This window comes from Sphingomonas flavalba (assembly GCF_047553045.1).
Classification (GTDB): Bacteria; Pseudomonadota; Alphaproteobacteria; order Sphingomonadales; family Sphingomonadaceae; genus Sphingomonas_L; species Sphingomonas_L flavalba_A.
Window position 1 is genome coordinate 2,825,663 of the sequence record NZ_CP180208.1, and the last position, 18,663, is coordinate 2,844,325.

General features: G+C 67.7%; 22 protein-coding genes, 1 tRNA gene and 1 pseudogene. 14 read left to right on the forward strand and 10 right to left on the reverse strand.

All coding sequences use genetic code 11. The features are described 5' to 3' along the window. Positions 1-160: 160 nt before the first annotated feature. A pseudogene (locus tag ACMT1E_RS13520) lies at positions 161-529 on the forward strand (IS3 family transposase); the annotation flags it as partial. A gap of 502 nt (positions 530-1,031) precedes the next feature. On the opposite strand, the gene ACMT1E_RS13525 reads toward ACMT1E_RS13520, so the two are convergent. Continuing rightward, complete coding sequence (locus ACMT1E_RS13525) at positions 1,032-1,244, reverse strand: helix-turn-helix domain-containing protein (RefSeq protein ID WP_414900887.1); 213 nt, start codon at positions 1,242-1,244, stop codon at positions 1,032-1,034. A gap of 105 nt (positions 1,245-1,349) precedes the next feature. Between ACMT1E_RS13525 and ACMT1E_RS13530 the strand changes: the two genes are divergently transcribed. Continuing rightward, positions 1,350-1,973 (forward strand): hypothetical protein, encoded by a 624-nt coding sequence (locus ACMT1E_RS13530; protein ID WP_414900888.1) that lies wholly within the window; start codon positions 1,350-1,352, stop codon positions 1,971-1,973. A 140-nt stretch (positions 1,974-2,113) separates the two neighbouring features. Here ACMT1E_RS13530 and ACMT1E_RS13535 read toward each other — a convergent pair. The 6 genes from ACMT1E_RS13535 to ACMT1E_RS13560 form a co-directional block, all read right to left on the reverse strand. Further along, a tRNA-Lys gene (locus ACMT1E_RS13535) sits at positions 2,114-2,189 on the reverse strand. Between the two features lie 67 nt (positions 2,190-2,256). Then, the gene (gene rodA / locus ACMT1E_RS13540) at positions 2,257-3,366 is read right to left on the reverse strand and encodes a rod shape-determining protein RodA (protein WP_414900889.1); all 1,110 of its coding nucleotides are present in this window, start codon (positions 3,364-3,366) and stop codon (positions 2,257-2,259) included. After that, a complete protein-coding gene (mrdA, locus tag ACMT1E_RS13545; protein ID WP_414900890.1) occupies positions 3,363-5,315 on the reverse strand; it encodes a penicillin-binding protein 2 in 1,953 nt (650 codons plus the stop codon). Before mrdA ends, rodA begins: the two co-directional genes overlap by 4 nt. After that, a complete protein-coding gene (locus ACMT1E_RS13550; RefSeq protein WP_414900891.1) occupies positions 5,312-5,827 on the reverse strand; it encodes a rod shape-determining protein MreD in 516 nt (171 codons plus the stop codon). The genes mrdA and ACMT1E_RS13550 overlap by 4 nt, the downstream gene beginning before the upstream one ends. After that, a complete protein-coding gene (mreC, locus tag ACMT1E_RS13555; protein ID WP_414900893.1) occupies positions 5,827-6,714 on the reverse strand; it encodes a rod shape-determining protein MreC in 888 nt (295 codons plus the stop codon). Before mreC ends, ACMT1E_RS13550 begins: the two co-directional genes overlap by 1 nt. 135 nt (positions 6,715-6,849) lie before the next feature. Next, on the reverse strand, positions 6,850-7,893 hold the full coding sequence (locus tag ACMT1E_RS13560) for a rod shape-determining protein (protein ID WP_414900895.1): 1,044 nt from the start codon (positions 7,891-7,893) through the stop codon (positions 6,850-6,852). Between the two features lie 135 nt (positions 7,894-8,028). Between ACMT1E_RS13560 and mutL the strand changes: the two genes are divergently transcribed. Both mutL and ACMT1E_RS13570 read left to right on the forward strand, forming a co-directional pair. Beyond that, entirely contained in the window at positions 8,029-9,783 is a 1,755-nt protein-coding gene (mutL, locus tag ACMT1E_RS13565) for a DNA mismatch repair endonuclease MutL (protein ID WP_414900897.1), read from the forward strand. Continuing rightward, on the forward strand, positions 9,780-10,112 hold the full coding sequence (locus ACMT1E_RS13570; protein WP_414900899.1) for a YnfA family protein: 333 nt from the start codon (positions 9,780-9,782) through the stop codon (positions 10,110-10,112). The genes mutL and ACMT1E_RS13570 overlap by 4 nt, the downstream gene beginning before the upstream one ends. A 7-nt stretch (positions 10,113-10,119) precedes the next feature. On the opposite strand, the gene ccmB is transcribed toward ACMT1E_RS13570, so the two are convergent. The 3 genes from ccmB to ACMT1E_RS13585 are packed head-to-tail and all read right to left on the reverse strand — an operon-like array spanning position 10,120 to position 11,755. Beyond that, positions 10,120-10,761: a heme exporter protein CcmB gene (gene ccmB / locus ACMT1E_RS13575; protein ID WP_414900901.1), complete on the reverse strand. Its 642-nt coding sequence runs from the start codon at positions 10,759-10,761 to the stop codon at positions 10,120-10,122. Continuing rightward, complete coding sequence (gene ccmA / locus ACMT1E_RS13580) at positions 10,758-11,345, reverse strand: heme ABC exporter ATP-binding protein CcmA (protein WP_414900903.1); 588 nt, start codon at positions 11,343-11,345, stop codon at positions 10,758-10,760. Before ccmA ends, ccmB begins: the two co-directional genes overlap by 4 nt. Beyond that, entirely contained in the window at positions 11,342-11,755 is a 414-nt protein-coding gene (locus ACMT1E_RS13585; RefSeq protein ID WP_414900904.1) for a metallopeptidase family protein, read from the reverse strand. Before ACMT1E_RS13585 ends, ccmA begins: the two co-directional genes overlap by 4 nt. Before the next feature lie 42 nt (positions 11,756-11,797). On the opposite strand from ACMT1E_RS13585, the gene ACMT1E_RS13590 reads away from it, so the two are divergent. The 10 genes from ACMT1E_RS13590 to tolB all read left to right on the forward strand — a co-directional run bounded on the left by ACMT1E_RS13590 (position 11,798) and on the right by tolB (position 18,629). After that, the gene (locus tag ACMT1E_RS13590; RefSeq protein WP_414900905.1) at positions 11,798-12,088 is read left to right on the forward strand and encodes a 4a-hydroxytetrahydrobiopterin dehydratase; all 291 of its coding nucleotides are present in this window, start codon (positions 11,798-11,800) and stop codon (positions 12,086-12,088) included. A gap of 93 nt (positions 12,089-12,181) precedes the next feature. After that, positions 12,182-12,589 (forward strand): hemerythrin domain-containing protein, encoded by a 408-nt coding sequence (locus ACMT1E_RS13595; RefSeq protein ID WP_414900906.1) that lies wholly within the window; start codon positions 12,182-12,184, stop codon positions 12,587-12,589. 309 nt (positions 12,590-12,898) lie between these two features. After that, on the forward strand, positions 12,899-13,087 hold the full coding sequence (locus ACMT1E_RS13600) for a PspC domain-containing protein (RefSeq protein ID WP_414900907.1): 189 nt from the start codon (positions 12,899-12,901) through the stop codon (positions 13,085-13,087). A gap of 76 nt (positions 13,088-13,163) precedes the next feature. Then, positions 13,164-13,703, forward strand: a complete 540-nt coding sequence (locus ACMT1E_RS13605) for a peroxiredoxin (RefSeq protein ID WP_414900908.1) — start codon at positions 13,164-13,166, stop codon at positions 13,701-13,703. A gap of 32 nt (positions 13,704-13,735) precedes the next feature. Next, the gene (gene ruvB / locus ACMT1E_RS13610) at positions 13,736-14,767 is read left to right on the forward strand and encodes a Holliday junction branch migration DNA helicase RuvB (protein ID WP_414900909.1); all 1,032 of its coding nucleotides are present in this window, start codon (positions 13,736-13,738) and stop codon (positions 14,765-14,767) included. Between the two features lie 32 nt (positions 14,768-14,799). Beyond that, positions 14,800-15,258 (forward strand): YbgC/FadM family acyl-CoA thioesterase, encoded by a 459-nt coding sequence (locus ACMT1E_RS13615; RefSeq protein ID WP_414900910.1) that lies wholly within the window; start codon positions 14,800-14,802, stop codon positions 15,256-15,258. 6 nt (positions 15,259-15,264) lie between these two features. Next, positions 15,265-15,957: a protein TolQ gene (gene tolQ / locus ACMT1E_RS13620; protein WP_414900911.1), complete on the forward strand. Its 693-nt coding sequence runs from the start codon at positions 15,265-15,267 to the stop codon at positions 15,955-15,957. A gap of 28 nt (positions 15,958-15,985) precedes the next feature. Beyond that, positions 15,986-16,414 (forward strand): ExbD/TolR family protein, encoded by a 429-nt coding sequence (locus ACMT1E_RS13625; protein WP_414900912.1) that lies wholly within the window; start codon positions 15,986-15,988, stop codon positions 16,412-16,414. Further along, entirely contained in the window at positions 16,411-17,268 is an 858-nt protein-coding gene (locus ACMT1E_RS13630) for a hypothetical protein (RefSeq protein WP_414900913.1), read from the forward strand. The genes ACMT1E_RS13625 and ACMT1E_RS13630 overlap by 4 nt, the downstream gene beginning before the upstream one ends. Beyond that, on the forward strand, positions 17,268-18,629 hold the full coding sequence (gene tolB, locus ACMT1E_RS13635) for a Tol-Pal system beta propeller repeat protein TolB (RefSeq protein ID WP_414900914.1): 1,362 nt from the start codon (positions 17,268-17,270) through the stop codon (positions 18,627-18,629). Before ACMT1E_RS13630 ends, tolB begins: the two co-directional genes overlap by 1 nt. Positions 18,630-18,663 lie beyond the last annotated feature (34 nt).

Consider the following 18,663-nt stretch of genomic DNA (forward strand, 5'->3'; position numbering starts at 1 on the left):
AGAGAAACATAATCTCATCTATTTTAGTAGAGAAATAGCGGAAAATCTATCTTTCCGCAAAGCCCCGCTTCGCGACGTTGCCAAGCCTTAGGCCGTGTTGCCAAAAGGGATTCGGTCGAATTCTATCAAGCTGACCACAGTTGAGAAAGACTTGGTGAGCCGGCGAGTGATCCGGTATCGATCGTCGCGGCCGGACGATGGCCCGCTGCGGCAGCGGCTGCGCGAGCTGGCCGCTGAACGTCGCCGGTTCGGCTACCGGCGCCTTGGCCGTCTGCTGGCGCGGGAGGGCATGACGCCCAACCATAAGAAGCTGCCGAAGGTCTATCGCGAGGAGAAGCTATGGGTCCGTCGTCGCGGTGGCCGCAAGCGCGCTTTGGGCATGCGGGCACCGGTGGTGCTGCCGGACGGCCCGAACCAGCTCTGGTCGCTGGACTTCGTCTCCGATACCCTGACTTACAGCCGGCGGTTCCGCATCCTGTGCGTGGTCGACGACTACACGCGCCGCGCTGGGGCGCGCACTCGGGGTACCCTCGTTCGCCGCCACTTTGCGGTCATGGAGGAACAGCAGGCGATTGATGCGGCGCTGCTCTACATGGAGCTTGAACGGCTCAAGCGGGCCGCTCCCGCCATCAACGCCATGCTGGCGCGCTTGCGCCCTGCCGCCGCGCCCATGCCCGCGTCTTTGGTCACTCCCGAGCCTCAGCCAGTCGCGCCCGCCGTTCTGGCGCCGCCTGCGATTCGTCCCGGTGCGCCCGACATGCCCTTTGACCTGCGCCAGCGCCTCGGACTGCGATAACCACAATGGCGGGCATCCGGGCCTTGCAGAAGCACATGGCGAAGCTGGAGGATGCCGAGAAGCCGCGACCGTCCCCGTTCGCCGTTCTCTATGGCTCGTTTGACGCATGGGTTGAGCGCGAGGTGCTTCCCGGTATCGAAAGCGGGGCACTGGACCATAGGGATATGGTTGCCGTTGTCGCTAGCCTCCGCCGCTGGGAGCAGGATGGCACATGGAGGCAGGCATATGCAGATGACTACTCGGGTTGAAGCAGTTCCGCAGGCTTCGTGCCAAGCGCCGTCGCGATCCTGACCAGAACCAGAACGGACGGGTTGCGCTTTCCACGTTCTATGCCACCAACATAGGTAAGGTCGATCTCCGCCGCGAACGCCAACTGCTCTTGCGTCATATCGGCGTGCTGGCGGAATCGCCTCACATTTTTTCCGACAATGCCGCGCCAATCGTCCATCTCGCGATGGATGGGGACCGGGTATATATTCTCTAGGGAATGTAGTCCCTATTAATCGTTTGTTGTTAGAATGAGCATTGTTTCGGGCTTTTTGTGGGATGGGTTATGGAAGTTTTGGCGATCATTGTGCTGCTATGCGCGTTCATCTGGTGGCAGGTGAGCAGTAAGAAGAAGCGGGCCCTCGCGAAGCGCAATAATATGGAAATGATGCTCGGAGCGAGCAGGGAGTTCGTACCCACTTTCGTAGAAACATTTTGCGAAAACGAGTATGGGTTGGGTGTGGATACAGAGAACAATCGCCTCGCTGTTGTGGCCGGTAAGAACCGCCGAATCTTCAATTTTGAACAGATTATTGACGTTGAAACCCTCGTCAACGGGCGATCAGTTTCACGCGGAGGCGGCGTCAAGAACTGGGGGGCTACGACGGATACCGTTCTCGGCGGCATTGTCGCTTCAGGTAATGTTGCCGGGAGCGTCGCAGCATTGGTTGCTGCACACAACAGCAAGATTCAGTGCCTTTCGCTTCGCATTCTGACTGACGAACTGGCTGAGCCGTGGGTTGAGATGAAGGTGTTTGATGTGAAGGAACGAAAGCCGGTTAGTGACCCTGGCGTTCAAAAAGCCATGCGTCAGTGCGAGGATTGGGACGGCCGACTACGGGCACTGTTAGTAGCATCCCGCAAGACGAAGGTTACACCGGAATCCGCAGCGAACGCTTCATTCGCCTGACGCTGCCAGCATCCTACGCCTTCTGGTGTAGGGTGCTGCTGAGCCGCTAGAGCGGCTAGAAATACGCTAGAAAGTAAAAAGCACCGACCTGCGGTGCCGTGTTGGACCTTCGCTAAGTAACTGTTTTTGCTAGGGGATTTTGGTGGACGCACTAGGGCTCGAACCTAGGACCCGCTGATTAAGAGTCAGCTGCTCTACCAACTGAGCTATGCGTCCACACGGGAGGCGGCGGAATGGTGGATTGGGCGCGCGCAGTCAAGCCGTAAGGGCAAATTTTATCGCATCAGCCGATCCGGCCGCGCCGCGGCTGGCGGTCGAGCGACATCAGGATGCCGACGCAGATCATCACCGTCATCATCGCCGATCCGCCGAACGACACCAACGGCAACGGAATGCCGACGACCGGCGCCAGCCCCATCACCATCATCAGGTTGATCGCGACGTAGAAGAAGATCGTCGTCGCCAGACCGGCGGCGGCCAGCCGGGCGAAACGGCTCTCCGCCCGCAGGCCGACGCGCACGCCCCAGTTCACCAGCAGCATGAACGCACCGATCAGGAGCAACCCGCCGAACAGCCCCCATTCCTCCGCCATCGTCGCGAACACGAAATCGGTATGGCCTTCGGGCAGGTAATCGAGGTGGCTCTGCGTGCCGTTCAGAAACCCCTTGCCGAACAGCCCGCCCGATCCGATCGCGATCTTCGACTGGCTGATGTGATAGCCGGTGCCCAGCGGGTCCGATTCCGGGTTAAGGAAGATCAGCACGCGGTTGCGCTGGTAATCGTGCATCATCGAAAATGCGATTGGCAGAGACCCGGCTACCGTCGCCACCCCGGCAACGAACAGACGCAGCGGCAACCCGGCAAGGAACATGACGGTGATGCCGCCGGCCGCGATCATCGTCGCGGTGCCAAGGTCGGGCTGGAGCAGCACCAGCCCGGCGGGCAGCGCGATCATCGCCGCCGCCGGCCAGATCGCGTGCATGGTGCGCAACTCGGTCGCCGGCAGCAGGGTGTAGAACCGGGCCAGCGCCAGCACGATCGCCGGCTTCATGAACTCGGACGGCTGCAGGCGAACGATGCCCAGGTCCATCCACCGCTGGCTGCCACCGCTGACCTTGCCGATCAGCTCCACCACGGCCAGCAGCACGACGACGACGATATAGGTCGGAAAGGCCACCTGCTTCCAGAAATCCTCGCGCAGCCGCGACAGCGCGATGGCGACGATCAGAAACACCAGAAACCGCACGCCCTGAGAGATCGCCCACGGCTTCATGTGCCCGCCGGCCGCCGAATAGAGCACCGCCACCCCGAAGCCGGTGATCGCGACGACCAGCAGCAACAGCTTCCACGGCAACTGCTTCAACGGCGTCGGGACGATGCCGGGCCCGCTCATCGCCCGCCCCCTTCGCCCGGGTCGGGGCCGGTGGCGGCCGGGTGGCGGGCGGCGCGGAACGCCTGCGCCTGCGCCGCCATCCGCTGGGCGATACCGCCGCCCCACTCCGCTTCCAGCCGCTCCAGCCGGGCCAGCGCCTTCTCACGGTCGAACAGATAGCTGACGACGTCGCTGGCAATTGGCGCGGCGGTAACGATGTGGCCGCTATGTTCGAGAATGCACGACACCGCATACAGCGGCACGTCCGCCGGGGCGAAACCGATGAACAGCGAATGGTCGCGCAACCGGAACGGCAGCGCCGCGTCGCCCAGCACGCCGGTGCGGCGTTCGGCCATGGTGATCCGGCGGACCTGCGCGGTGCCGGTCTTGCCCGCCATCAATACGTCGGGCACCAGCAACCGGGCGCGGCCGCCGGTGCCGCCACCATTGACCACCGCGTCCATCGCGTCATGGACAATGGCCAGGTGCTCCGCCGGCACCGGCAACGGATCGGCCACCGGCTGCGCGCCGGTCGCCAGCAGGCGCGGCGCGAACATCCGGCCGGACCCGATCCGCGCCGCCATCACCGCCAGCTGCAACGGGTTGGTCAGCATATAGCCCTGGCCGATCGACGCGTTGACCGTGTCCGCCGCCGTCCAGTCGCGCTTGTACTTCGCCTTTTTCCACGCGCTGTCCGGCACGGTGCCGTAACGCTGCGACGCGACCGGCAGGTCGTAGCGCTCGCCCAGCCCGACCAGCCGCGCCATGCGCGCGATCGGATCGTAACCGATGCGGCGCGCCATGTGATAAAAATAGACGTCGCAGCTCTGCGCCACGGCCTTGCGCATGTCGACCATGCCGTGGCCGCCGCGCTTGTGACAATGGAACAGGCCGCTGCCGACGCGATAGGCGCCGGTGCACAGCACCGACTCATGCGGCCCGACCCCGGCCTCCAGCAGCGCCAGCGCGTTCATCGGTTTGACCGTCGATCCCGGCGGGTACAGCCCCTGCAGCACCTTGTTCATCAACGGCAGATGGTCGTTCTGCGACAGCATGTCCCATTCGTCGTGGCTGATGCCGTCGGAAAAACTGTTCGGGTCGTATGCGGGCATCGACGCCATCGCCAATATGTCTCCATTGGCGCAATCGATGACGACGACGGAACCGGACGCGGTGCCCAGCCGCCGCGCCGCGTAACTCTGCAGGCCCGCATCGATCGCCAGCCGCACCGTCGCACCGGCGACATCGGGCCGGGTGGTCAATTCGCGGACGATCTTGCCGTGGGCGGTCACCTCGACCCGCTTGGCGCCGGGCTTGCCGCGCAACGACGGCTCCAGCGTCTTCTCCAGCCCCTCCTTGCCGACCTTGAAGCCGGGGGTGATCAGCAGCGGGTCCTTCGCCTTCTCATACTCGGCGGCGGACGCCGGGCCGACATAGCCGACAAGATGGCCGACAGCCGCACCGTCCGGGTAGAAACGGGAAAAGCCGCGCCCCGGCATGATACCGGGCAGGTCGTTCAGCCGCACACTGACCGCGGCATAGCGGTTCCAGTCGAGATTCTCGGCGATCTGCACCGGCTGGAAACGGGCGCCACCGTCGAGGTCGTCGCGGATGCGCCGCATCTCATCGTCGGACAGCGCGAGCAGCCGCTGCACCGCCGCCAGCGTCTTGTCGCGGTCGACAAGCCGTTCCGGGATCAGATCGACGCGGAAATCGGTGCGGTTGATCGCGATCGGCTTGCCGGTGCGGTCGACGATCCAGCCCCGCCGGGGCGGCACCAGCGTCAGGTTGACGCGGTTGCTTTCCGACAGAAGGCTGTACCGCTCATTCTCGACCACCGACAGCCAGGCCATCCGCCCGGCCAGCAGCAGGCCGACACCGCCCTGCGCCGCGCCCAGCACCAGCGCCCGCCGCGTGAACACGAAACCCTGCGTCGCATCGGTAATGACGCGCTTGCCGAACAGTTTCATCCCGGCAACCGCCAGCGGTCGAGCAACGCGCACAGCCGGACGGCAAGCGGAAAAACCAGGATCGATACGACGATCTGCGGCACGACGACCAGGACCAAGCCTCCGCCTCCGGTAGCGAGCGCGATCACGAAGCCGCCGGCGATCACCAGCGTAATGACGGCGGCGGCAACGAACCAGTCCTGCCAGTAATCGCGCCACAGCAGCCATTTGTCGACCATGTCGAGCAGCAGGAAAGCCAGCGTCCAGGTCAACATCGCACTGCCCGGCGGCTGACCGCTGAACAGGTCGTCCCATGCGCCAAGCGGCAGCGCCGCCCAGATCCGCCAGAATTCCGGGCGCAGCAGCCGCCAGGCGATCAGCATCAGGAATCCGGCGGGCGGCACCAGCGGTGTCTGCACGATCACCGGCAGCAGGCTGATCAGCGAACCGGCCATCGTCGACAGGATCGGCACCGCCCGCGCCCGGACGCTCAGCGTCAACGGGCTGGTCTCCATGCTGATGATCCGCGCCATCAGCGCACCGGGGCGGGCGGCGGCGGCGCCAGCGGCTGCTGGACGGTCGGCTGGTACGGCGCCTCGACCAGCGCGAAGTCGATCCGCGACGGGTCGGCCAGCGGGCGCGCCAGCGCGTCGTCGCCGGCGACCCGGACGATGATCGCCACCGGGATATCGGGGGCATAGATGCCGCCGACGCCGGAAGTGACAAGCACGTCGCCGACCCGGAACGGATTGTCGCCGGCGCCGAGCGCCCGGACGTCGACGGCACCGCTGCCGGTGCCGGTGGCGATCGCCGGCAGGCCGTCGCGAGAGCGGCGGACCGGCACCATCGTCCCGCCGTCGGTCAGCAGCGCGACCTGCGCGCTCGATCCGCCGACGGCGACGACCCGGCCGATCAGCCCGGTGGCGGCGCGCACCGGCATGCCGGCGCGAATCCCCGCGTCACGCCCGGCACCAAGCACGGCGAAGCGGCGGCTGCTGGTCACCGACGAACTGACCAGTCGGGCGACGGCGACGCGCGCCGGCGCCTGCTCGACAATGCCAAGCAGCGCCTTCAGCTTGCGGTTCTCGATCTCGATCCCGTGGGCGCGGGCGACTTCGGCGCGCTGGCTTTCCAGCTCGGCGCGCATCGCCTGGTTCTTGGACGCGGCGAACACGTAATCGGACAGTTGCGACACGATCATGCCGCTGCCCCGCGCGATACCGCGCCCGGCGGATGAAATCGGCGCCGTCGCATCGCTGACGACGGTACGGACCGCGCCGAAGCCGGTCGGGTCGATCGCGGCGACGACCAGCATCAGCAGCGCGAACAGCGCCCCGCCGATCGCGACGACATAGCTGAGGAACAGGCCATACTGCGCCCGGCGCGAATAACCGGGACGGCGGTTTTTCGGCGGGGTCATCGCCGCGGGCCTAGGCGCGCGTCATCCTCGCGGAGGCGGAAAGCCGGGAGCCGCCGGCCACGCGGCGCATGCCGGCAGCGTCTCCGAAGGTCCGACGACGCGGGAATGAACGGGGGTATGCGGCCGCCATGCGCCTCACGCGCTCAGCAGGACGCCGCGATAGATCGGGTCCTCAAGCGCCCGGCCGGTGCCGAGCGCAACGCAGGTCAGCGGGTCGTCGGCGACGGTCACCGGCAGGCCGGTCTCGTCGCGCAGCACCTCGTCGATCCCTTCGAGCAGCCCGCCGCCGCCGGTGATGACGATGCCCTGGTCGACAATGTCGGCGGCCAGTTCCGGCGCGGTGTTCTCCAGCGCGATGCGCACGCCCTCGATGATCGTTCCGACCGGCTCGCTCAGCGCCTCGGCGATCTGGCCCTGGTTGATCTCGATCTCCTTGGGTACGCCGTTGACCAGGTCGCGCCCCTTGATCTGGATGGTCTGGCCGACGCCGTCCGCCGGCGGCTTGGCGATGCCGACTTCCTTCTTGATCCGCTCCGCCGTCGCCTCGCCGATCAGCAGATTGTGGTTGCGGCGGACATAGCTGACGATCGCCTCGTCCATCTTGTCGCCGCCAACGCGGACGGAGGTGGTGTAGGCAAGGCCGCGCAGCGACAGCACCGCCACCTCGGTCGTGCCGCCGCCGATGTCGACGACCATCGACCCGATCGGCTCGGTCACCGGCATGTCGGCGCCGATCGCGGCGGCCATCGGTTCCTCGATCAGCCAGACCTGGCTGGCGCCGGCGTTGGACGCGGCGTCGCGAATCGCCCGGCGCTCGACCTTGGTCGACCCCGACGGCACGCAGATGACGATCTCGGGAAAGCGCCAGGGCCGCGACTTGCCGCCGTGCACCTTGTGAATGAAGTGCTTGATCATCTGCTCGGCGACGTCGATGTCGGCGATGACGCCGTCGCGCAGCGGCCGGATCGCCTCGATCGTGCCGGGGGTCTTGCCCATCATCAGCTTGGCGTCGTCGCCGACCGCCTTGACCCGCTTGATGCCGTCGATCGTCTCGATCGCCACCACCGACGGCTCGTTCAGAACAATGCCGCGCCCGCGCAGATACACGACGGTGTTCGCCGTGCCGAGGTCGATCGCCATATCGTGGGACATGAATTTGAAGAAGCGGGTGAATGCCATCGGTATCCTGTCCGTACTGCGTGCCGGCGATGCCCCCGCGCCGTCCTGATCCGTCGCCCGTTGCGGGTGCCGCGACACAAAAATTCGGTAAACGCCGGGGTGCGAAGTCAGGTCGCTTGGGCTAGAGCCTGTCGCATGTCAATACGCCGCCTGCCACCGCATCTTGTCAACCGTATCGCTGCCGGTGAAGTGGTGGAAAGGCCCGCCAGCGCGTTGAAGGAACTGGTCGAGAACGCGGTCGATGCAGGCGCCACCCGCATCGCCGTCCGCATCGCCGCCGGCGGCACAGATCTGGTCGAGGTGACCGACGACGGCTGCGGCATGACCCCGGCGGACATGGCGCTGGCGCTGGAGCGCCACGCCACCTCCAAGCTGCCCGACGACCGGATCGAGGCGGTCGCAACCCTCGGCTTCCGCGGCGAGGCGCTGCCGTCGATCGCCAGCGTCGCGCGGCTGACCATCGAGAGCCGCCCGCGCGGGGCGGACGGATGGAGCCTGACCGTCGACAATGGCGATCGGGTGGCGGACGGCCCGGCCGCGCTGCCGCCGGGCACCCGTGTCCGCGTCGAATCGCTGTTCGCCAGGGTGCCGGCGCGGCGCAAGTTCCTCCGCTCGCCCCGGTCGGAATATGCCGCCTGCCTCGACACCGTCCGCCGGCTGGCAATGGCCCGGCCCGATATCGGCTTCTCGGTCGAACATGACGGCCGCACGGTGCTGACCGTCCCGCCGGGGGAGGATCAGCCGGCCCGCGTCGCCGCGCTGACCGACCGCGCCCTTGCCGCCAACAGCGTCGCCGTCGACCTGGAGCGCGAAGGGCTGCGGCTCGGCGGCGTCGCCGGACTGCCGACCTTCAACCGCGGCGTCGCCGACCACCAGTATCTGTTCGTCAACGGCCGGCCGGTGCGCGACCGGCTGCTGGTCGGCGCGGTGCGCGGCGCCTATGCCGACGTGCTGGCGCGCGACCGCCATCCGGTCGTCGCGCTGTTCCTCGACGTTCCGGCCGACGCGGTCGACGTCAACGTCCACCCCGCGAAGACCGAGGTGCGCTTCCGCGATCCGGCCATGGTGCGCGGGCTGATCGTCAGCGGCCTGCGCCACGCGCTCGACGCCGCCGGCTTCCGCAGCGTCCAGCGCCCGTCGGCGGCGGCGCTCGGCGCCTGGCAGACGGAGGCGCCGGCCCCGCTCGCCGCCCCGTCGCCCGCGCCCGCCCTCCCGGCCCAGCATGCGGTGTGGGACCGCCCGGCCAGCTTCGCCGCGCCGCCGATGGCGCGGGCCGAACCGGCCTACGCCCCGCCGCCCGCCACCACCGCCCACCCGCTCGGCGTCGCGCGCGGGCAGGTGGCGAAAACCTATATCGTCGCAGAGGCGGAGGATGGGCTGGTCATCGTCGACCAGCATGCCGCGCACGAACGGCTGGTGCTCGAACGGATGCGCCGGGCGACGGCGGACGGCGCGGTCGCCCGGCAGGCCCTGCTCCTCCCCGAAGTCGTCGAGCTGGACGAACCGGCCTGCGACCGGCTGGAGGCGCGCGCCGCCGAGCTCGCCGATCTGGGGCTGGAACTGGAACGCTTCGGCCCGGCGGCGGTGCTGGTGCGGGCGATGCCGGCGCTGCTCGGCACCAGTGACGCAAAAGGGCTGGTCGCCGACCTCGCCGACGAACTCGCCGCCTTTGATCAGGCGCTGTCGCTGAAGGAACGACTCGATCTGGTCGCGGCGACGATGGCCTGCCACGGCTCGGTCCGCGCCGGGCGGCTGCTGTCGGTAGCGGAAATGAACGCGCTGCTCCGCGAAATGGAAGTCACCCCGCACAGCGGCCAGTGCAATCACGGCCGCCCGACCTGGGTGAAGCTGCAACACGCCGACATCGAAAAACTGTTCGGCCGCAAATGACCGCGCCAACCCTGCTGATCTACCTTGCCGCGGCGCTGGCCGAAATCGGCGGCTGCTTCGCCTTCTGGGCATGGCTGAAGCTCGGCCGCTCCGCGCTGTGGCTGGCGCCCGGCATCGCCGCCCTCTGCCTGTTCGCCTGGCTGCTGACCCTTGTCGACGCCGATCACGCCGGCCGCGCCTTCGCCGCCTATGGCGGCATCTACATCGTCAGCGCGCTCGGCTGGCTGTGGCTGGTCGAAGGCGCCCGGCCGGACCGGTGGGATGTCGCTGGCGCGATGCTCTGCCTGCTCGGCGCGGCACTGATCCTGTGGGGACCGCGCGCGCGCTGATATCGGCTCAATCGCGGGCCGCGCGCAGCGCCGCGCCAGCGACGAACGGCGTCGCGGCGACGATCAGCAACGCCGTCGCCGCCAGCAGCTTCAGCGCCCCGGCCCCCATCGGGTCAAGCATCCCGGCGCCGAAGATCAGCACCGGCACGACCAGCGGCAGCATCAGCAGCCCGGCGAGCGCCCCGGCGCTGCGCAGCCCGGCGGTCAAAGCCGCGACCGCCACCGCCAGCGCCGCCAGCGCCGGGGTGCCGGCAAGCAGGCCCAGTTCGACCCGCCACAGCGCGTCGCCGTCCATGCCGAACAGCACGCTTGCCGGCAGCGCCGCCAGCATCAGCGGCGGGCCGAAACCGATCCAGTGGGCGACCATCTTGGCCAGCGCGACCATTTCGTCGGGAATGCCGCGCAGCGCATATTGGTCGATCACGCCGGCCGCCCGGTCCGGTTCGACCAGCCGGTCGACCGGCAGCAGCGCGGCGAGCAGCGCCGCCACCCACAGCGTGCCGCCGCCGATCCGCGCCAGCAGCGGCGCGTCCGGCCCGACCGCGAACGGAAACAGCGTCGCGACCAGCAGAAAGAACAGCAGCGGCAGCAGCAGCCCGCCGCCGCGCCAGGCATTGGCCAGGTCTCGCAGGATGATCGCGCCGATCATCGCCCCGCCCCGCCGAGGATGATCGCCTGCGGGTCGGTGATGCCCAGCGCCTGATGCGACGCCGCGACAACCACGCCCCCCGCCGCCCGGTGGTCGGCGATAATCCGCTCCAGCCGCACCAGGCCGTCGCCGTCCAGCCCGTTGGCCGGTTCGTCGAGCAGCCACAGCCCGGCGCCGCTCGCCACCACCCGGGCCAGCGTCGCGCGCTTGCGCTGGCCGGTCGACAGCATCCGCACCGGCACCGGCGCCAGCGCGGTCAGGCCCAGCGCATCCATCGCCGCCGCCAGCCGCGCCCCGCCGCCGTCCAGCCGCGCCCAGAAACCCAGCGCGGCGGCCAGCGGCAGCCGGGCGTCGAGCGCGATCGCCTCGTCGGCGAGCGCGATACCGCCCGCCCGCGCGATCTGCCCCGCCGTCGGCGCCAGCAGCCCGGCAGCCAGCCGCAGCAGGCTCGACTTGCCGATGCCGTTCGGGCCGGACAGCACCGCCGCCGCCCCGGCCTCCAACACGAAGTCCATGTCGGCGAACAGCATCCGCCCGCCGCGCGCGCAGGCGACACCGCTGAACACCAGCCGCGCCGCGCTCACCCCGCCAGTTCCTCCAGCGCGTGCATGTCGGCGTCCGACAGGCCGAAGTGATGGCCGACCTCATGGACCAGCACATGGGTCACCAGCGCCTCCAGCGTCACCCCGGTTTCCACCCATTCATCGAGCAGCGGGCGGCGATAGAGGAAGATCATGTCAGGCAGCGCGCCGCTGTCCATCGACGATTTCTCGCTGAGCGGCCGACCCTGATAAAGCCCACTCAGCGAAAACGGGTCGTCGATCCCCATGCTGTCGAGCACCACGTCGTCGGCAAAATCCTCGACCTGGACGACGACATCGCCCAGATGCGCGCGGAATTCCGGCGGCAGCCGGTTGAGCGCGGCCAGCGCCAGCGCCTCGATCGTCGCGATATCCGGCGCCAGCGTCGCCGCCGATTGACCTTCGGGTTCCATCGCTGCGACAGTGGCGCAAATGGTGCACGGAAGGAACCCGGCATGATCGAACCGCTGAACGACGAAGACCGGATCGATGCGCTCGACCGGCTCGACGAGTGGGATTACGACGACGCCCGCGACGCGATCACCCGCCGCTTCGTGTTCGACGATTTTTCCGCCGCCTTCGGCTTCATGACCCGGGTCGCGCTGCTCGCCGAAAAGATGGATCATCATCCGGAATGGTCCAATGTCTGGAATCGCGTCGACGTCCTGCTGACCACCCACGATGCAGGCGGCCTGTCCTCCCGCGACGTAGCGATGGCCGACGCGATCGAGGCGCTGCTCGGCTGACCGCCGCTCGCCAAAACGGACTTTTGTTAGGCGCTGGATAACATTTGCGGATTCATAGCGGGGGCATCCAATCGCCCCGGGGGACTCGCGACCATGTCGATCCGTACCATCCTGTCGGCCGACCATGCGGAACTCGAACGGCTCTGCGCGGACATGATCGCGCTGGTCGACCGCCCGGCGCCCGGCGACATCGCCGGGATCGCGGCGCTGCGCTGGCAACTGGCCCGGCGGATCACCGCGCATCTCGCGCTGGAGGACGAATATATCTACCGCCCGGCGGCCGACGGTACGCTGCCCCGGCTCGGCGCCGCCGCCGCGGCGGTGAAGGACGAACTGGGCGAACTCTACGCCGCCTATCAGGCGCATATCGCCAGATGGCCGGGCTATCGGCTGACCGCCGACTGGGCCACCTTTCGCGCCGAGGCGACGGCACTGCTCGCCCGGCTGCAGGCGCGCATCCGCCGCGAGGACGCCGAACTCTATCCGCTCCTTCCTGAATAGCCATTCATCGGCGCTCGCCACCAATATTCGGTGATATTTTTGGCAATTTTCGCCGCCACTCCCGATTTTCCCCGCTAATTTCGCTCGTTTCCGGCATTTGGCACGCTCTCTGCAATCTCCCTGGTATCCCGTCCGGATGATCCGGACCCGACAACCTAGGAGACAAGAAATGTTCACGATCGCCAAACTGCAGAGCCTGGTCCTGTCCGCCACCGCCGCCCTGTTCGTCGCCGCCGTCATGGTCACCGCCACCGTCGGCCCGGTTCCACCGATCGCCTGACCGCCCACCGTTTTTCGGGGACACCAGCCATGCCCGCCCACTTCACCCTCGACAAAAGCAACGCCCGGCTGATGGGTGTCTGTTCCGGCTTCGCCCGGATGACCGGCACCGACGTGACGCTGATCCGCGTCGGTCTGGTCCTGCTCACCTTGCTCGGTCTCGCGCCCGCGACGATCCTCGCTTATCTGCTGATCGGCATGGTCGCCAACGCCGGTTGACCCGCCTGCCCTCTGGACCCGGCGGCGGAGAAGGCTCAGGATCGCGCCGCCCATCCCGGGACTCGAGGATCGCGCCATGTCATACGCCCGTTTCGCTCTCGCCGCCGCCCTGTGCGCCGCCGTGCCTGCCGTCGCCGCGCTCACCCCCGGCGCGAAGGCGCCCGATTTCACCACCCAGGCCTCGCTGGCCGGCAAGGCATCCGCTTTCACTTTGTCCAAGGCGCTGAAGAACGGGCCGGTCGTGCTCTATTTCTTCCCGGCCGCCTTCACCCCCGGCTGCACCGCCGAGGCGCATGAATTCGCCGAAGCAACCGCCGAGTTCGCCAAGCACGGCGCGACGGTCGTCGGCCTGTCCGCCGACCCGATCGAGAAACTGAACGAGTTCTCGGTCAAGGAATGCCGCAACAAGTTCGCGGTCGGCACCGCCAGCCCGGCGATCATTGCCGGCTACGACGTCAAACTGCCGGCGCGCGAGGGGCTGAGCAACCGCACCTCCTACGTCATCGCGCCGGACGGCAAGATCATCTTCACCCATTCGGCGATGAACCCGGTCGGCCATGTCACCGGCACGCTCGACGCGGTGAAGAAGTGGGACGCGGCGCGCAAGAAGGGCTGACGCCGACACCGGAAAGGCGCTAGGCGGTAGCGATGACCGACAGTGATCGCCTGATCGCCGCCCAGCGCCGGCCGGAGGATGTCGATGCGGCGCTGCGTCCCAAGGCGCTCGACGAGTTCATCGGCCAGCAGGCCGCGCGCGAAAATCTGCGCGTGTTCATCGCCGCCGCGCGGGCGCGGGGCGAGGCGCTCGACCATGTGCTGTTCTTCGGCCCGCCCGGCCTTGGCAAGACCACCCTCGCCCAGATCGTCGCGCGCGAGATGGGGGTCGGCTTCCGCGCCACCTCCGGCCCTGTGATCGCCAAGTCGGGCGACCTCGCCGCGCTGCTGACCAATCTCGAGGACGGCGACGTGCTGTTCATCGACGAGATCCATCGCCTCGCCCCGGCGGTGGAGGAGGTGCTCTACCCGGCGATGGAGGACCGTGCGCTCGACCTGATGATCGGCGAAGGGCCGTCGGCCCGCTCGGTCCGCATCGACCTCCCGCGCTTCACCCTGGTCGGCGCGACGACGCGACAGGGCCTGCTGACCACGCCGCTGCGCGACCGCTTCGGCATCCCCGTCCGGCTGGCTTTCTACAGCATCGCTGAACTGGAACAGGTCGTCCGTCGCGCCGCGGGGCTGCTTGGCCTGGCGATCGCCGAGGACGGCGCGCGGGAAATCGCCCGCCGTTCGCGCGGTACGCCACGCATCGCCGGCCGGCTACTGCGCCGGGTCCGTGATTTCGCCGACGTCGCCGGCGTCGCGACCGTCGACGCGGCAAGCGCCGATCGCGCGCTGACCCGGCTGGAGGTGGACGCACTGGGCCTCGACGCGATGGACCGGCGCTACCTGACGATGATCGCCGACATCTATCAGGGCGGGCCGGTCGGCGTCGAAACCCTGGCCGCCGGCCTGTCCGAACCGCGCGACACGATCGAGGAGGTGATCGAGCCCTATCTGATCCAGATCGGCCTTGTCGCCCGGACTGCCCGTGGCCGCTGCCTCAACGGCCGGGCGTGGACACATCTCGGCCTGCCCCCACCGGCCACGGCCGGCCAGGACGCTTTGCCGTTCGAGGGTTGAGCCACCCGGCATAATCGCTAAGGACCAAAGCTATGGACCTGGCCAGCGACCCCCTGCCAGCAGCCGGTCGCTTCATCGGCGCCGAGCATCGCTATCCGTTGCGCGTCTATTTCGAGGATACCGACCTGTCCGGCATCGTCTATCACGCCGGCTATCTGCGTTTCATGGAACGGGCGCGTTCGGACATGCTGCGCTGCGCCGGGATCGACCAGCGCGGAACCTTCGACCGGGGTGAAGGCGTTTACGCGGTCGCGGACCTTTCGATCCGCTATCTGAAACCGGCGCGGCTTGACGACGACCTTGTCATCGTCAGCCGATTGAACGAATTGCGGGCGGCGACGTGCTTCATTCATCAAACAGTCAGGCGCGGCCCGGAAATCTTGACCCAAGGTGCCGTCCGCGCCGCGTTCCTGTCCCTTGATGGCCGACCCAGGCGGCAGCCGCCCGCCTGGATCGCAATTTTCGAGCGGCTGATGACGGAGGGCGATTAGCCAGCAATGGACCTGTTCGTGAATAGCGATGCCGCGACCCTGTCGCCCGTGGGCCTTTTCCTCCAGGCCGACTGGGTGGTGAAAATGGTGATGCTTGGGCTGCTCGCCGCCAGCATATGGAGCTGGGCGATCATCATCGGCTTCGGGCGAAACCTCGGGCGCATGGCCCGGCGTTCCGCCCAGTATGAGGCGGATTTCTGGAAAGCCCAGGATATCGATCGGTTCCACGACGCCAACGGCCGCGTCGACCTGCCCGCCGCGCGGGTGCTTGACGCCGGGGTCCGCGAATGGCGCCGCTCGACCAACGGCAAGCGGGTTGACCGCGAAGGCATCCGCTCGCGCCTGCACATGACGATGGCGGCGGCGATCGGCGCAGAGATCGACAAGCTGTCTGGCCGGCTGACCTTCCTCGCGACGATCGGCAGCGTCGCGCCGTTCGTCGGCCTGTTCGGCACGGTGTGGGGCATCATGCGCGCCTTCACCGGCATCGCCGCTGAAAAAAGCTCCAGCATCGCGGTTGTCGCCCCCGGCATCGCGGAGGCGCTGTTCGCCACCGCGATCGGCCTGTTCGCCGCGATCCCCGCCGTCATCGCCTACAACCGCTTCAGCCACAGCCTGGACCGGCTGGAGGCGCGGCTCGGCCGTTTCGCCGACGGTTTCCACGCCACCCTGTCGCGCGAGCTGGACGCGGAGGCATGATGCGGGACATGCCATCGGAGGCGCCGGCATGGCGATGAATGTCGCAAGCCGCCGCCACGGCCGGCGCCGGGCACCGATGTCGGAAATCAACGTCACGCCGTTCGTCGACGTGATGCTGGTGCTGCTGATCATCTTCATGGTCACCGCGCCGCTGCTGACCGCTGGGGTGGAGGTCAACCTGCCGGACAGCCGGGCCGGCGCGCTCGACCAGGAACAGAAGCCGGTGATGATCTCGCTCGACCGCAACGGCCGGATCTTCATCGGGGAGGACGCGGTGCCGGTGGAGGCATTCCCCAACCGGCTTGAGCAGATGGCCGCCGGCGGCAATCCGCCGCAGGTCTATCTCCACGCCGACCGCGCGCTTGATTACGGCACGGTGATGCGGGTGATGGGCGAACTGAACCGCGCCGGCCTGAACCGGATCGCGCTGGTCAGCACCGGGACCGACGCGAAATGATGACCCGTGCCGAAAAGACCGGGCTTGGCGTCGCGTTCAGCGGCCATGTCGTGCTTTTCGGCCTGTTGTCGGTCGGCTTTCTGGCAACGCCCAACCCGATGAAACTGCGCAACGACCCGGTCGAGGTCCAGTTCGTCGACGAGATCGGTCTCAAATCCGCCTTCCCGAAGCCGGCGATCGAGGAACCGGCGCCGTCCATCGCGCCGGAAATCGGCATGGCGCAGGACAGCCCCCCGCCGGCGCCGCAGCAGGCGGAACCGGCGCCGCCTGCGCCGGCGCCCCGTGCGGCGCCACAACCGGCGCCCATTCCCGCTAAGCCGACGCCCGAAAAGCCGACCCCGGCCAAGCCGCAGGCAAGCGCACCGCCGACCAAAAACCCGGCGCGGGATACCGGCCGGGCGACGGCGGCGACGCCACAGCCGCGCCGCGGCTCGCTGCTCGGCGATGATTTCCGCAAGGGCCTTGCCGCCACCGCCCGCCGCCAGGCGACCGGGGAAACGCCGCGCGCCGCCGTCGTCGGCGCACAGGCGCTGGCCAGCCTCGGCGCGGCGATAGCCCGGCAGATCAGACCCTGCTACGATCTCGGTCCGCTTGGCGGCACGTCGGCGATGGACATCGTCGTCAAGGTTCGGCTGCAGCCGACACGCGAAGGGGTCGTCACCCGCCAGCGGCTGGAAATCACCGGCTTCAGCGGTGTCGACGGGTCGAACAGCATGTACCAGGCGCGCATGGCGGAGGTGGCACGTAATGCCGTGCTCAACCCGCGCTGCTCGCCGCTCGAACTGCCCGCCGAACTCTATGAGGGCGGCTGGCAGGACATAACGCTCAATTTCATTCCGCGTCAGCTTGGCTGATGCCGTGTTCTAGTCGGAGGAGAGGCCCAGTGAAGCAGGCCCGGTTGAATCAGATCGTAGTTGCGGCTTTTGCCGCTTTTGCCCTCGCCAGCCCGGCGGCGGCGCAGATCGAAGTCGACATCACCGGCGGCATCTCGTCGCCGATGCCGATCGCCATCCCGGCAATGCCGACGCCAACGGCGCAGACGACGGCGGCCGGCGCCACCGACGCACTCGGCCGGCAGGTGGCGGAAATCGTGACCAACGACCTGAGGAACAGCGGCCTGTTCAAGCCGCTCGGCCCGAACCAGTTGAAACCGGTCGGTTTCGATCAGGTGACGACGCCGGATTTCCCGTTCTGGACGCAGACCGGCGCGCAGGCGCTGATCCAGGGCTTCGTCCGCGCCAACGGTGACGGCACGCTGACCGTCGGTTGTTATCTCTACGACGTGTTCGCCAAGACCGAACTGACTCGTCAGGGCTTCATCGTCCAACCGCAATACTGGCGCCGCGCCGCGCATAAATGCGCCGACAGCGTCTACACCCGGCTGACCGGCGAAGGCCCCTATTTCGACACCCGCGTTGTCTATGTGTCGGAAACAGGACCGAAGAACCGCCGGATCAAGCGGCTGGCGATCATGGATCAGGACGGCGCCAACCACCGTTTCCTGACCAACGGCCAGAACATCGTGCTGACCCCGCGCTTCTCGCCCAATGAACAGGCGATCGTCTATATGAGCTATGCCGGCAACCAGCCGCGCATCTACACCTACGACGTCGGTTCCGGCCGCCAGCACATGGTCGTCCAGGGGGCGAGCACCACCTTCGCGCCACGCTTCTCGCCGGACGGTCGCTGGATTTTGTTCTCGATGACGGTCAACGGCAACACCGACATCTACCGCGTGTCGTCGACCGGCGGCACTCCGACGCGGCTGACCACCTCCCCCGGCATCGACACCGGCGGCAGCTATTCGCCGGACGGCAGCCGCATCGTGTTCGAAAGCGACCGCTCCGGCGGCCAGCAGCTTTACGTGATGAACGCGGACGGATCGAATCAGCAGCGAATCAGCTTCGGCGGCGGGCGGTACGCGACGCCGGTGTGGAGCCCGAAGGGCGACCTGATCGCCTTCACCAAACTGGGTGGCGGCTTCCAGATCGGCGTGATGGCGCCCAATGGCAGCAACGAAAAACTGCTGACCAACGCGTGGCAGGATGAGGGGCCGACCTGGTCGCCAAATGGCCGTGTCCTCATGTTTTTCCGGACCGGCCAGGGGTCCGGCAAGGCCGATCTCTGGTCGGTCGATCTGACCGGAGTCAACGAAAGGCGCGTACCGACGCCACTTGACGGTTCCGATCCTGCGTGGGGACCGTTACTACCCTGAAACCTTTTACCCCCTCATCCGGTTATGCAACGAG

Coding starts and splice junctions, on each gene's coding strand:
- ACMT1E_RS13525 (WP_414900887.1), bottom strand. CDS start 1,244: ATGGACGATTGGCGCGGCATTGTCGGAAAAAATGTGAGGCGATTCCGC.
- ACMT1E_RS13530 (WP_414900888.1), top strand. CDS start 1,350: ATGGAAGTTTTGGCGATCATTGTGCTGCTATGCGCGTTCATCTGGTGG.
- rodA (WP_414900889.1), bottom strand. CDS start 3,366: ATGAGCGGGCCCGGCATCGTCCCGACGCCGTTGAAGCAGTTGCCGTGG.
- mrdA (WP_414900890.1), bottom strand. CDS start 5,315: ATGAAACTGTTCGGCAAGCGCGTCATTACCGATGCGACGCAGGGTTTC.
- ACMT1E_RS13550 (WP_414900891.1), bottom strand. CDS start 5,827: ATGGCGCGGATCATCAGCATGGAGACCAGCCCGTTGACGCTGAGCGTC.
- mreC (WP_414900893.1), bottom strand. CDS start 6,714: ATGACCCCGCCGAAAAACCGCCGTCCCGGTTATTCGCGCCGGGCGCAG.
- ACMT1E_RS13560 (WP_414900895.1), bottom strand. CDS start 7,893: ATGGCATTCACCCGCTTCTTCAAATTCATGTCCCACGATATGGCGATC.
- mutL (WP_414900897.1), top strand. CDS start 8,029: ATGTCAATACGCCGCCTGCCACCGCATCTTGTCAACCGTATCGCTGCC.
- ACMT1E_RS13570 (WP_414900899.1), top strand. CDS start 9,780: ATGACCGCGCCAACCCTGCTGATCTACCTTGCCGCGGCGCTGGCCGAA.
- ccmB (WP_414900901.1), bottom strand. CDS start 10,761: ATGATCGGCGCGATCATCCTGCGAGACCTGGCCAATGCCTGGCGCGGC.
- ACMT1E_RS13585 (WP_414900904.1), bottom strand. CDS start 11,755: ATGGAACCCGAAGGTCAATCGGCGGCGACGCTGGCGCCGGATATCGCG.
- ACMT1E_RS13590 (WP_414900905.1), top strand. CDS start 11,798: ATGATCGAACCGCTGAACGACGAAGACCGGATCGATGCGCTCGACCGG.
- ACMT1E_RS13595 (WP_414900906.1), top strand. CDS start 12,182: ATGTCGATCCGTACCATCCTGTCGGCCGACCATGCGGAACTCGAACGG.
- ACMT1E_RS13600 (WP_414900907.1), top strand. CDS start 12,899: ATGCCCGCCCACTTCACCCTCGACAAAAGCAACGCCCGGCTGATGGGT.
- ACMT1E_RS13605 (WP_414900908.1), top strand. CDS start 13,164: ATGTCATACGCCCGTTTCGCTCTCGCCGCCGCCCTGTGCGCCGCCGTG.
- ruvB (WP_414900909.1), top strand. CDS start 13,736: ATGACCGACAGTGATCGCCTGATCGCCGCCCAGCGCCGGCCGGAGGAT.
- ACMT1E_RS13615 (WP_414900910.1), top strand. CDS start 14,800: ATGGACCTGGCCAGCGACCCCCTGCCAGCAGCCGGTCGCTTCATCGGC.
- tolQ (WP_414900911.1), top strand. CDS start 15,265: ATGGACCTGTTCGTGAATAGCGATGCCGCGACCCTGTCGCCCGTGGGC.
- ACMT1E_RS13625 (WP_414900912.1), top strand. CDS start 15,986: ATGGCGATGAATGTCGCAAGCCGCCGCCACGGCCGGCGCCGGGCACCG.
- ACMT1E_RS13630 (WP_414900913.1), top strand. CDS start 16,411: ATGATGACCCGTGCCGAAAAGACCGGGCTTGGCGTCGCGTTCAGCGGC.
- tolB (WP_414900914.1), top strand. CDS start 17,268: ATGCCGTGTTCTAGTCGGAGGAGAGGCCCAGTGAAGCAGGCCCGGTTG.